The organism is Micromonospora sonchi, from assembly GCF_014646235.1.
Lineage (GTDB): Bacteria > Actinomycetota > Actinomycetes > Mycobacteriales > Micromonosporaceae > Micromonospora > Micromonospora sonchi.
The window spans coordinates 342005-354126 of the sequence record NZ_BMNB01000001.1 but is presented as its reverse complement, the minus strand read 5'-3'; the positions used below and the strand labels follow the sequence as shown (position 1 = coordinate 354126).

The 12122-nt window shown below is 71.8% G+C and carries 7 protein-coding genes; 4 read left to right on the top strand and 3 right to left on the bottom strand.

What is annotated here, in order from left to right:
• Window positions 1-110: 110 nt before the first annotated feature.
• Window positions 111-1643: a P-loop NTPase family protein gene (locus IEY61_RS01565; protein ID WP_189040394.1), complete on the bottom strand. Its 1533-nt coding sequence runs from the start codon at window positions 1641-1643 to the stop codon at window positions 111-113.
• A gap of 200 nt (window positions 1644-1843) precedes the next feature.
• On the opposite strand from IEY61_RS01565, the gene IEY61_RS01560 reads away from it, so the two are divergent.
• The 4 genes from IEY61_RS01560 (at window position 1844) to IEY61_RS01545 (ending at window position 7722) form a co-directional block, all read left to right on the top strand.
• A complete protein-coding gene (locus IEY61_RS01560; protein WP_189040393.1) occupies window positions 1844-4522 on the top strand; it encodes a LuxR C-terminal-related transcriptional regulator in 2679 nt (892 codons plus the stop codon).
• Window positions 4523-4538: 16 nt separating this feature from the next.
• Window positions 4539-5825: a nicotinate phosphoribosyltransferase gene (locus IEY61_RS01555; protein WP_189040392.1), complete on the top strand. Its 1287-nt coding sequence runs from the start codon at window positions 4539-4541 to the stop codon at window positions 5823-5825.
• A 14-nt stretch (window positions 5826-5839) separates the two neighbouring features.
• Window positions 5840-6421, top strand: a complete 582-nt coding sequence (locus IEY61_RS01550) for an isochorismatase family protein (RefSeq protein ID WP_189040391.1) — start codon at window positions 5840-5842, stop codon at window positions 6419-6421.
• A gap of 71 nt (window positions 6422-6492) precedes the next feature.
• Window positions 6493-7722: an MFS transporter gene (locus IEY61_RS01545; RefSeq protein WP_189040390.1), complete on the top strand. Its 1230-nt coding sequence runs from the start codon at window positions 6493-6495 to the stop codon at window positions 7720-7722.
• A gap of 1287 nt (window positions 7723-9009) precedes the next feature.
• Here the strand turns inward: IEY61_RS01545 and ctaD are convergent.
• On the bottom strand, window positions 9010-10770 hold the full coding sequence (gene ctaD, locus IEY61_RS01540) for an aa3-type cytochrome oxidase subunit I (protein WP_189040389.1): 1761 nt from the start codon (window positions 10768-10770) through the stop codon (window positions 9010-9012).
• Between the two features lie 161 nt (window positions 10771-10931).
• The gene (locus tag IEY61_RS01535; protein ID WP_189040517.1) at window positions 10932-12038 is read right to left on the bottom strand and encodes an FAD-dependent monooxygenase; all 1107 of its coding nucleotides are present in this window, start codon (window positions 12036-12038) and stop codon (window positions 10932-10934) included.
• Window positions 12039-12122: the final 84 nt, after the last annotated feature.

Here is a 12122-nt window from a genome sequence, read left to right as displayed (position 1 = left end):
GGAACCGAGGAACCGGAACATCGGACCGGCCCGGAACGTCACCACCGCCCGCCACACCGTGACCGCGCCCGGCCCCGCCCGGCGACCCGACCGCGCCGACGGCGGGACGGTCAGGCGAGCAGCGTGCCACGTTCGGCGGCATCGGAGAGCACCGTGCCGAGCGAGCGGTGGATCACCTTGAACCGGCGGGCCACCTCTCGCGACAGTTCCAGTTCGATTTCCCGCAGCACCCGCTGAACCCAGGAGCGGGCGGCGTTCGTGTCGTTCCGGCCCGGCATACGCCAGTGCTGCCAGCAGCCGCCGGAGAGAGCCACCGCCACCGGCGGGAGCACCTCCGTACGCACCGCCGCGGGATAGCCGGACAACGCGTCGACGGCAGGGCCGCCGGTCATCCCCGTCACGTCCGCACCGCTGGTGACCAGCAGCAGCCGGTCCAGCTCCGGCCCGGCCGTGTGGTGGGTCAGGGTCCAGCTGACCGCCTCGTTGATGCGTCGGCGCACCCCCTCGGGCACGGGCGCACCGAACAGCTGCCCGGCGAGGTCGTCGACGATCGTCCGGACGCTGTGATCGCACTGCGCGGTGGCCAGCAGCGACAACGCCTCCAACTCCCGGTCGAGCAACTGGGGCAGGCCGACGCAGCCGACGCCGAAGAGGATCTCCTGCACCACCCGCAGGTGCAGGTCGGCCAGTTCCAGCGCCAGGTGCTGGCGGATCCGCCGGCCCTCCGAACGAGTCTGCCGGTCGAGCCGCTCGGACCATGCGCCCGGCTCCGCCAGCACCGGCACCCGGCCACGTGTGCCGGGCACCTCCGGCGGCTCCGCGCTGGCCCGGCGCAGCCCCTCGTCGCACGCCCAGTCGACCAGCGACTGCCGCAGCTCGTCCGCGTTGCCGTCGACGATCGGGAACCAGCGGGCGTCGGCCAGCCCCGGCACCGCCGCGAGCAGCGCAGCCCGGTGCGCCTCGACGATGACCCCGGTCGGGTCCACCGCCGGGTCGCCGGACTCCCCCGAGTCCGGCGCCGCCGTGTCCCCCAAGACCGTCGTGTCCCCCGGGACCACCCAACCGTCGGCGCCCGGCGTCACCGCGACGAAGACCCGCACCGCCGTCCCGGCGACCTCGGCGAGCAGGTTCAGCTCGGCGCCGCTGAACGACTGGTCCGCCGCGACCACGAACAGCACCGCGCCGGCCCGGCCCACCGCGTCGAGCAGCACCCCGACGCCGGAGCACCCGAGCGACCCGTTGTCCGGCGTGTCGACCAGGGCGAAGTGCCTCAGCAGCGGCTTGGGCAGGCTCAGCTCCACCCGGCGCGGTGGCCGGGCCAGCGCCGGCCCGACGGTCGGCAGGTCCGCGCGGTACGAGTAGGGCGTCCGGGAGCCGGGCACGTACGCGATCCGGGTGGCCACCGCGGCGTCGCGTACCACGAGCCAGCTGCCGGCCGGCACGCTGAGCATTCCGTCATCGAGATCCAGCACGGCGGCGAGTACGCCCGCGCGGCCGGCACCGGCGGGCCCCACGGCGATCACCGCGAGCGGTTCGTGCGGGCCGGTACGTCCCACGCCGAGCCGGTGCGGGAAGGGGCCGGGACCGGGCGGTCGCGCAGCGTCGGTGGGCGTGCCGAGGTCGGGCAGCGGACCCGGCTTCATCAGACGGCGTCCTCCAGGACAGGCGGCCGGCGGCACCGGTCGCGATGAACATCCGGTTACGGCATCCGGATGCCGGAAGAGTACGGCGCATCGGCGGGTGGGAACGAAGAATCAAGATACTCAGTGGTACGAAACCGGCTACTCAACTTCTCCCGGCCGGGCTACCAGCCCGGCAACAGCGCCGTCGATATGCTGCCCTGATGAGTCGGTGGAGGTTTGTGGGCCGCCGGGCGGAGCTCGACCGTCTGCACAGGGCGGTGACCGGGACGCTCGGGCGTGGCATCTTTTTCACCGGCAACGCGGGCATCGGCAAGAGCCGGCTGTTGCGGGAGGGTGTGGACACTCTGCCCGGAGATCAGTACGCGGTCGGGTGGATCGCGGCCAGTGCCACCACCGCGGCGATGCCCTTCGGCGGCCTGGTGCAGGTGCTCCCGGTCGAGCATCCGCAGGGGCTGTCGCCGGCGGGCATCCTCCGGTGGGCCGTCGACCTGTTGCAGCAGCAGGCCGCCGGGCGGCGGATCGTGCTCGCCGTGGACGACGCGCACCTGTTGGATCCGCCCACGGCCGCACTGGTGCATCTGGTGGCCCGGACGGAGAACGCCTGTGTGGTGGGCACCCTGCGCGACGGCGAGCAGATGCCGCTGCCGCTGCGCGCACTGTGGACCGACGACCTCGTCGAGCACGCCGAGCTGAGTCCGCTGCCCCCCACCGACACCGCCGGCCTGCTCGCCGCCATCCTGAAAGGCCCGGTCGACGGCCGCACGGCGGACCGGCTGGGCAAGCTGAGCGCCGGCAACCCGCTGCTGCTGCGCGAGCTGGTGCACGCCGTCCAGAACAGCGAGGAACTCACCGAGCGGTTCGGGCTCTGGACCTGGACCGGTCGGCTGGAGCTGGCACCCAGCCTGACCGAGCTGATCGACATTCGGATCGGCCAGCTCAGCCCCGGCGTACGGACGGTGGTCGAGCTGGTCGCCTTCGGCGAGCCGCTGGGCCTGCGGCTGCTCAACACGGTCGTGGAGGAGGCCGACGTGGAGACCGCCGAGGAACGCGGAATGATCACGATGGTCAACTCCGACCGGCGGCTCGACGTCCGGCTGGGCCATCCGCTCTACGGCGAGGTGGTCCGCCGGCAGTGCCCGGTCAGCCGGACCCGCCGACTGCAGGCGCACCTGGCCGAACTGCTGGAAGGGGTGGGCAAGCGCCGGCGGGAGGACCTGCTGCGGGTGGCGGTCTGGCGGCTGGAATCCGGCACCGCGCAGGATCCCGCCATGCTGATCGCCGCGGCCGGGCAGGCGTTCGCGCGCTACGACGTACCGCTGGCGACCCGGCTGGCCCGCGCGGCGCTCGACGCCGGTGGCGGGTTCGACGCGGCCGAACTGCTGGCCACCATCCTGATGTTCGCCGACCGGCCGGCCGAGGCGCTCGGGGTGCTCGACACGGTCGCCACCGACACGGGTGGCGAGGAACGGCTCAGCCGGTGGCTGACGGTCCGCGGCATGGTCACTTACTGGGGACTGAGCCAGGAGTCCACGGTGGAAGAGATCGCCCGCCGCGGCACCGAGTTGATCGATCTCGCCGCCCAGGCGAGGGTCCGCGCCTTCGAGTCGATCATGCGCCTGCATCGGCTGGACGCCCCGACCGCGCTCCGGCTCGCCCAGGGCGTGCTGGACCGGCCGGCGGCCAGCGTGGCCGCCCGCGAGCTGGCCCGCTGCGCCATCGCCCACCTGCAGGCCGTGCAGGGGCAGCTGCGCCGCAGCGCCATGGCGGTGGACCTGGTCCAGGCGAAGGCGGGCACCTGGCGTACGGACATGCCGTACCTCCAACTGGCCGTGGAACTGGCCCGGGGCACCCGGCTGGCGATCTCCGGCGACCTGACCGGCATCGACAGCCTGGTCGCCGACGAATTCGCCGACCTGGCCGACGCGGGAGACTTCCGGCTCGGCAGCGGCTACCTGACCATCCTGCGGGCGTACGCGGCGCGACTGCGCGGGCGCAGCGACACCGCGATGCAGGCGGCGCTCGGCGCCTGCGCGATCCTGGCGACCAGCCGGGTCTACGCCGGGCTGGCCCAGGCGGAGCGCGCCCAGGCCGCCGCGCTACGCGGTGACGCCCGGCAGGCGGCCGAGGCGATGACCGAGGCCGACAACAGCCACGCGCGGAGCATGGCGGTGCTGTACCCGTGGCTGGAGCAGGCCCGGGCGGCCACGCTCGCCGTCGGGGGCGACCTGCCCGGCGCGGTGACGCACCTGCACGGGCTGGTCGAGCGGCTGCGTGCCGACGGCTTCGCCGGACACGAGACGCTGGTGCTGCATGACCTGGTACGCCTGGGCCAGGCCGCCGCGCCGACCGGGCCGACCTGCTCCGACGGCAGCCGCCGGACGATCGCCCAGCGGTTGACGGAACTGTCGGAACAGGTCGACGGCGAACTGCCCCCGCTGCTGGCCCGGCACGCCCGGGCGGCGGCGGACGGCTCGCCCGAGCAGCTGTTCTCCGCCGCCGACGGCTTCATGGAGCTCGGGCTGGCGCTGCTCGCCGCCGAGGCCGCGGCAGCCGCGGTGCATCTGCTGCGCCGGGACCGCTCCCCGGACATCGCGGCGGCCACCGAGCGGCTCGCCTTCCTGCTCGGCTGCTGTGACGTCGTGCACACTCCGGCCCTGCGCACGGCGACCCCGACGCTGACGGATCGGGAGTGGCAGGTGGCCCGGCTCGCGGCCCACGGCGAGACCAGCCGGATCATCGCCGAGCAGCTCTTTCTCTCCGCCCGGACGGTGGAAAACCACCTGCAACGGATCTACAGCAAGCTCGGAGTGACCGGGCGGGCGGAGCTGCGAGCGGCGTTGCGGACGATCCCGGGCCACGACGACACGGCGGCGACATGAACCCTAGGCTGAGGATGTGCACACCCTCAGTCCCGCACTGCTGACCGATCACTACGAGCTGACCATGGTCAGCGCCGCCCTGCGGGACGGCACCGCACACCGCCGCTGCGCGTTCGAGGTGTTCACCCGCCGGCTGCCCGCCGGCCGCCGCTACGGCGTGGTCGCCGGCACCGCCCGGTTGATCGACCTGGTCCGCGAGTTCCGCTTCGACCCGGCCGACATCGACTTCCTCCGCGGCAGCGGGGTGGTCGACGAGCAGACCGCCGCCTGGCTGGCCGACTACCGGTTCACCGGCGACATCGACGGGTACGCCGAGGGTGAGCTGTTCTTCCCCGGCTCGCCGATCCTGACCGTCTCCGGCACCTTCGCCGAGTGCGTGGTGCTGGAGACACTGGTGCTCTCGGTGCTCAACCACGACTGCGCGGTGGCCGCCGCGGCGGCCCGGATGGTGACCGCGGCCCGGGGGCGGGCGCTGATCGAGATGGGGGCGCGGCGGACGCACGAGGAGGCGGCGGTCGCGGCCGCCCGCTCGGCGTACCTGGCCGGGTTCCGGTTCACCTCCAACCTGGCCGCCGGCCAGCGCTACGGCATCCCCACCGCGGGCACCGCCGCGCACGCCTTCACCCTGCTCCAGGACGACGAACGGGCCGCGTTCGCCTCGCAGGTCGCCACGCTGGGCAAGGAGACCACGCTGCTGGTGGACACGTACGACATCAGCCAGGGCATCCGCAACGCGATCGAGGTGGCCGGGCCCGATCTGCGGGCCGTCCGGATCGACTCCGGCGACCTGGCCGTGATCGCTACGCAGTCCCGTCAGTTGCTGGACTCGCTCGGCGCCACCGAAACCAAGATCATCGTTTCCGGCGATCTCGACGAGTACGCCATCGCCGCGCTGGCCGCCGAACCCGTCGACATGTACGGTGCGGGCACCGCCGTGGTCACCGGCTCCGGAGCACCGACGGCGGGCCTGGTCTACAAGCTGGTCGAGGTGGAGGGCCGCCCGGTGGTCAAGCGCTCCGAGCAGAAGGCCACCATCGGCGGGCGCAAGGTGGCCGTCCGGCGACACAAGCCGACCGGCACCGCCACCGAGGAGATCATCGTCCCGCAGGGCGTGCCGGACCGACGCCCCAACGACCGGCTGCTGCAGCGGTCGTACGTGGTGGACGGAGAGCCGGTGGCGCTGCCGACGCTGGACGAGTCACGGGAACACCTGCGGCAGTGCCTGATCTCCATTCCGTGGGAGGGCCTGAAGCTCTCCGCGGGCGACCCGGCGGTCCCGGTCACCGTGGTACCCGCCGATTGAAAGGAGCGAGTTCGGTGAGCAACGCGCTGATCATCGTCGACGTGCAGAACGACTTCTGCGAGGGCGGATCGCTGGCCGTGGCAGGGGGCGCGGGCGTGGCCGCGGGCATCTCCCGGCTGCTGGCCACCGAGCCGGACCGCTGGGACCACGTGGTGGCGACCAAGGACTATCACATCGATCCCGGCCTGCACTTCGGCAACCCGCCGGACTACGTGAGCACCTGGCCGCGGCACTGCGTGGTCGGCACCCCCGGCTCGGAGTTCCACCCCGAACTGGCCACCGACCGGATCGAGGCGATCTTCCACAAGGGTGAGTACTCTGCCGCGTACTCCGGCTTCGAGGGGCACGCCGAGAACGGCGAGGGCCTGGCCGACTGGCTGCGCCGGCACGGGGTGGACCGGGTCGACGTGGTCGGCATCGCCACCGACCACTGCGTCCGGGCGACCGCCCTGGACGCGGCCCGAGAGGGCTTCGCCACCGCCGTGCTGTTGGAGCTGACCGCAGCCGTCGCGCCGGACACCACCGACGTCGCGTTGCGCGCCCTCGACGGCGCCGGGATCACCATGCACGGCGCCCCTGTGATCAGGGCCGCATGATCCGATAATAGATTGGCGGGGACCGTACCTCCCATCGAGGATGTCCGGCGGAGGTACGGACCGTCGTGAACATGAAGCCTTACCGGGCGGCGCTCGCCCTGCCCGGCCTGAGGTCGTTGCTGTTGGTGGCGGTACTGGCACGTCTCCCGCTGACCGCGACCGGCGTGACCCTGACGTTCTACGTCGTGCAGGATCTCGGGCGCGGCTACGGTGCGGCCGGCCTGGTCGGCGCCGGGATCACCGTCGGCGCGGCGATCGGCGCTCCGCTGCTCGGCCGGCTGGTGGACCGCCGCGGCTTGCGCCCGATGCTGGTCCTCACCACCGTCGCCGAGGCGATCTTCTGGTCCACCGCGCCGATGCTCTCCTACCCGCTGCTGCTGCCCGCCGCCTTCCTGGCCGGCCTGCTGGCGTTGCCGATCTTCTCGGTGATCCGGCAGTCCATCGCCGCGCTGGTACCACCGGAACAACGCCGACCCGCGTACGCGCTGGACTCGATGTCCGTCGAACTGTCGTTCATGATCGGTCCCGCGCTCGCCACGGTCGGTGTCACCACCATCTCGGCCCGCCTCACGCTCTACCTGGTCGGCGCCGGCATCGTCACCGCCGGCGTCATGCTGTGGCTGCTCAACCCGCCGGTGCGCAACGCCGGCGAGGTGACCGGTCCACAGCCGAGGATCGCCCGCCGGCAGTGGCTCACCTCGCGGATGGTCGCCGTGTTGGTGGTGAGCACCGCGACCACCCTGGTGCTCGGCGGCACCGACGTGGCGGTCATCGCCGTGCTGCGGGAGAACGGCGATGCCGCCTTCACCGGCGCCGTACTCTCCGTATGGGCGATCGCGTCGCTGGTCGGAGGCTTCGCGTACGGCGCGATCCACCGCTCGTTCCCCCCGGTCGTGCTGATGGGTGCGTTGGGCCTGTGCACCATCCCGGTCGGGCTGGGCGGATCGCACTGGTGGCTGCTCTGCCTGGCGCTGATCCCCGCCGGCATGCTCTGCGCGCCCAGCATCGCGGCAACCTCCGACACGGTCAGCCGGCTCGCTCCGGCCAGCGTCCGGGGCGAGGCGATGGGCCTGCACGGCTCGGCGGTCACCGTCGGCATCGCCATCGGCGCCCCGCTGGCCGGAGCCGTGATCGACGCCTCGGCGCCGCTGTGGGGCTTCGTCGTCACCGGCGTGATCGGCGCCGTGGTCGCGCTCGCGGTGCTGCCGACCGCACTACGCCATCCCCGTCCCACCACCCCAGACGCCGAACCCGCAACCCCAAGCCTGCCCGCCACCCCCACTCCCACCAGAACCACCTGATCCACCTCGCCCCACCGCACAGCACTTCCCACTCTCATCGACGCGGTCCTGCCCGCCTTCAGCAAGCGCGACCGGCAATGGGGCGGTGGCGGTGGCGGTGGTGGCGGCGGCTTCTGGCAGATCAGGCGGCCGGGCGATGAGACCCGTCCGCAACCGGACAGGACTTCGTCCTGACCGTTGACAACCCTCGCGCAAGACACCGCAACTCGCAGCCCCTCGCACAAGACACCGCAACTCGGCGCGCCCTGCCACCGGATGCCGCAACTCGCGGTCTCAACCGGCCCGGAAACCCCAACATGCCGCAACCCGTGCCACCCCACGGACGGGATACGCCGACATGCCGCAACCCGCGCCCGCCTCGGACACTCGAAAACCCCGAGATGCCGCAACCCGCGCCGTCCACACCCCCAGGCACAGCGCTCCCAGGCACAGCGGCCACCACGCCTGGACCCACCTCGCCACCACCCTTTTGCCGGTCTCTATAAGCAGACCGTCCCCGTCGCCCCCGCCCGCCCCCCGTCCCGGTTCCAGCCCCCCTCGCCATTCCCGGTACCAACGGCCAGACCGCCAAACGGCCCTGCCTCGCCTCGCCGCCTCCGCTCCGCCGCCTCCGCCTCGCCTCGCAGCGTCCGCCCCGGCTCGCCCCGCCCCGGCTCGCCCCGCCCCGCCCCCGGCTCGCCCCCTTTCCCCGCCGATCTGACCGGGTAGACAAGACCGACCCCGTCCCGATATATCCCGGGAGGCTAGGCCCCGCTTCGGCGGATCTTGGACCGGGGCGGGGGCCCCTCTGAGGGCCGAAGGTGTCCAAGTCACCCGATCTCTCCGTGACGCCTCGCAGGGCGTGAAGACCCGGCAGCGGCCCACGCCCGCCCGTCTCACTGGCCCAGCAGGCAATCTTGGACACCTTCTGCCCCCAGAGGGGCCTCCCGCGTCCAAGATCCACGGCAACGAGGGTGATTTTCGGGATATATCGGGGCGAGGTGGTTCGGCCTACCGGTCAGATTGCCTATTCGGAGCGGATCTGACCAATAAATCGGAGGGCACCGTGCCGATGCCGATCTTCACGCCCGCGAAGCGATCGGAAAGACCGCGATCTTGCACTTCTGGTCGCCGCATACTAGGGCAAAAGCTGCGAATAGGCGACCGAAAGTGCAAGATCGCGAAGGGTTGGTCGCTCGGTCCCCGGATCCTGTGTTGAGGGAAGGGGCGGGGCGGCGAAGGGGGCGGGGACGCGAGCGGGCGCCATCCCCGTAGGAGGGGGTGGCGCCCGTCGGCTGGTTCGGTGGGTCAGCGGCGGTCGACGTCGCTGGCGGTGTCTTCCTGGTAGCTGGCACCGCCGTCGGACTCGCTGGTCAGCGGCTTGGAGCCGCCCTCGGGCGGGCCGGCAAGGGTCTGCTGCCCGGCGGCCAGTTCGGGGAACTTGGCGTCGAAGGCCGGCCGCTCGGAGCGGATCCGCGGCATCCGGTCGAAGTTGCGCAGCGGCGGCGGCGAGCTGGTCGCCCATTCGAGCGAGTTGCCGTGACCCCACGGGTCGTCGACCTCGACCACCGGGCCGGCCTTGTACGACTTCCAGCAGTTGTAGATGAACGGCAGCGTCGAGATACCGGTGATGAACGCACCGATCGTGGAGACCACGTTCAGCGTGGTGAAGCCGTCTTCGGGCAGGTAGTCGGCGTACCGCCGGGGCATGCCCTCGTTGCCGAGCCAGTGCTGCACCAGGAAGGTGGTGTGGAAGCCGATCATGGTCAGCCAGAAGTGGATCTTCCCGAGGCGCTCGTCGAGCATCCGGCCGAACATCTTCGGGAACCAGAAGTAGATGCCGCCGAACACCGCGAAGACGATGGTGCCGAAGAGCACGTAGTGGAAGTGCGCCACCACGAAGTACGAGTCGTGCAGGTGGAAGTCGAGCGGCGGGGAAGCCAGCAGCACGCCGGTCAGGCCACCGAACAGGAACGTCACCAGGAAGCCGAGGGCGAACAGCATCGGCGTTTCGAAGCTGAGCTGCCCCCGCCACATGGTGCCGACCCAGTTGAAGAACTTCATGCCGGTGGGTACGGCGATCAGATAGCTCAGGAAGCTGAAGAACGGCAGCAGCACCTGACCGGTGGCGAACATGTGGTGCGCCCAGACGCTCATCGACAGGCCGGCGATGGCGATGGTGGCGGCGACCAGGCCCTTGTAGCCGAAGATCGGCTTGCGGGAGAAGACCGGGATGATCTCGCTGACGATGCCGAAGAACGGCAGCGCGATGATGTACACCTCGGGGTGACCGAAGAACCAGAACAGGTGCTGCCAGAGCATCGGTCCGCCGGTCTCCGAGGCGAACACCTGGGCGCCGAGCAGCCGGTCTGCGGCGAGCGCGAGCAACGCGGCGGCCAACAGCGGGAAGACCAGGATCACCAGCAGGCTGGTGACCAGGATGTTCCAGGTGAAGATCGACATCCGGAACATGGTCATGCCGGGCGCGCGCAGGGTCAGGATCGTGGTGATCATGTTGACCGCGCCGAGGATGGTGCCCAGGCCGGAGATGACGAGGCCGATCACCCACATGTTGCCGCCGACGCCCGGCGAGTGCTCGGCGTTGGCCAGCGGGGTGTACCCGGTCCAGCCGAAGTCCGCCGCGCCCTGCGGGGTGAGGAAGCCGGCGGTGGCCATGGTGCCACCGAACAGGTACAGCCAGTACGCGAAGCTGTTCAGCCGCGGGAAGGCGACGTCGGGCGCGCCGATATGGATGGGCACCATGTAGTTGGCGAACGCGAACACGATGGGCGTCGCGAAGAACAGCAGCATGATCGTGCCGTGCATGGTGAACAGCTGGTTGAACTGCTCAGGCGACACGATCTGCAGCCCGGGCTGGGCCAGCTCGGCCCGCATGATCAGGGCCATCACGCCACCGATCATGAAGAACACGAACGCGGTGACCATGTACATGATCCCGATTTGCTTCGCGTCCGTGGTCCGCAGCAGCCGTGCGATGGCCGACCCCTTGACCGGTTCGCGGACCGGCCAGGGCCGGGTCACGACCGGCTTGGGTGCGACGGTGGTCACGAGTGGCCTCCGGTTCTGGGTTGTCCCGCTCGGCACGCGTTGTCTCTGCGGGCCGTCATCCGCAAGGAGGATAGTCCCCGGCAGGTGGGAGCACCGCGTGGGGTCTCCGGGCGTGGATCACAGCGGGCCTGGCAGCGCCGCGTACGGTCACCGGGCGTGGCTCACAGCGGACCGAGAAGCAGCCGGTAGTGCTCACCGAAGATGCGGTCGCCGCGTCCGCGCAACAGCGGATCACGCAGCGCCGGCGGAACGTCCCGGGTGCGGTCACGGTCCCGGGTCCGGTCCCGCACCCAACGGGTACGCGGCCGGCGGCGGCTCTCGTACGCGGTCAGCGCCGCCTCCACGCTGCTCGCGGCGCTCAGCGACTCGGCGAGCACCACCGCGTCCTCCAGGGCCATCGCGGCGCCCTGGGCCAGCGTCGGCGCGGTGGCGTGGGCCGCGTCACCGACCAGCAGCACCCGGCCCCGGTACCAGCGTCCGAGTTCCACCTCGTCGGTCGTGCCGACGTGCACCGCGTCGAGCGCGTCGAGCACCTCCGGCACGGGGCCCCCGTAGTCGCCGAACAGTTCGCGTAACCGGGCCCGCGGATCGGCCGGCGGCTCGGTACCCGCCTCGTCGGCGTAGCAGTGCAGCCGACCGGCGCCGATCGGCACCACGAGGAAGCCGGAGCGCCGCCCGAGCAGTGCGGTCCATTCGTCGATCACCGGACCGTGCCGCACGACGCCGCGGTAGACCACCTGGCCGGCGGGTCGGGGCGGGCCACCGAGCGCGGCCAGCGCCCGGATCGACGATCGCGGCCCGTCGGCCCCGATCACCAGGTCGTACTCGGTTTTGGTGCCGTCGACGAAGGTGACGCCGACGGTGGCCGGCAGCAGGTCGATGGTGCGTACCTCGGCACCGTGCCGGACCGCCCCGCCGGCGCCGCTGAGCAGCACCCGGTGCAGGTCGGAGCGGGGCAGGGCCCGGCACTCGCCGACCCCGGCCCAGAGCGCGTCGAGGTCGACCTCGCACAGCGGCGCACCGGCCTCGTCCAGGAAGCGCTGCCGGTGGATGACCTGCCCGTACGGGCGTACCGGGCCATCGAGATCCAGCCGGCGGAGCGCTCGGGCGGCGTTGCCGGGAAGGTAGAGGCCGGCGTCGGTGAACTCGCCCGGCGGCGCCTTGTCGGTGACGTCCGGGCGGAAGCCCGCCAGGCGCAGGGCCCGGGCCACGGCCAGGCCGGCGATGCCAGCGCCGACGACGAGGATGCGCAGGGGGGAGCTACGCATGGGGGTGTACGCCTCCGGAGGGGGATTCGGCACGCGTTGAAGGCAAGACACTACTCGGCGCGATCGAGGCACGCCAGAGGCGAC

Excerpts from the sequence above, each read along its gene's own strand:
- IEY61_RS01565 (WP_189040394.1), bottom strand. The coding sequence starts at position 1,643 with ATGAAGCCGGGTCCGCTGCCCGACCTCGGCACGCCCACCGACGCTGCG.
- IEY61_RS01560 (WP_189040393.1), top strand. The coding sequence starts at position 1,844 with ATGAGTCGGTGGAGGTTTGTGGGCCGCCGGGCGGAGCTCGACCGTCTG.
- IEY61_RS01545 (WP_189040390.1), top strand. The coding sequence starts at position 6,493 with ATGAAGCCTTACCGGGCGGCGCTCGCCCTGCCCGGCCTGAGGTCGTTG.
- IEY61_RS01535 (WP_189040517.1), bottom strand. The coding sequence starts at position 12,038 with ATGCGTAGCTCCCCCCTGCGCATCCTCGTCGTCGGCGCTGGCATCGCC.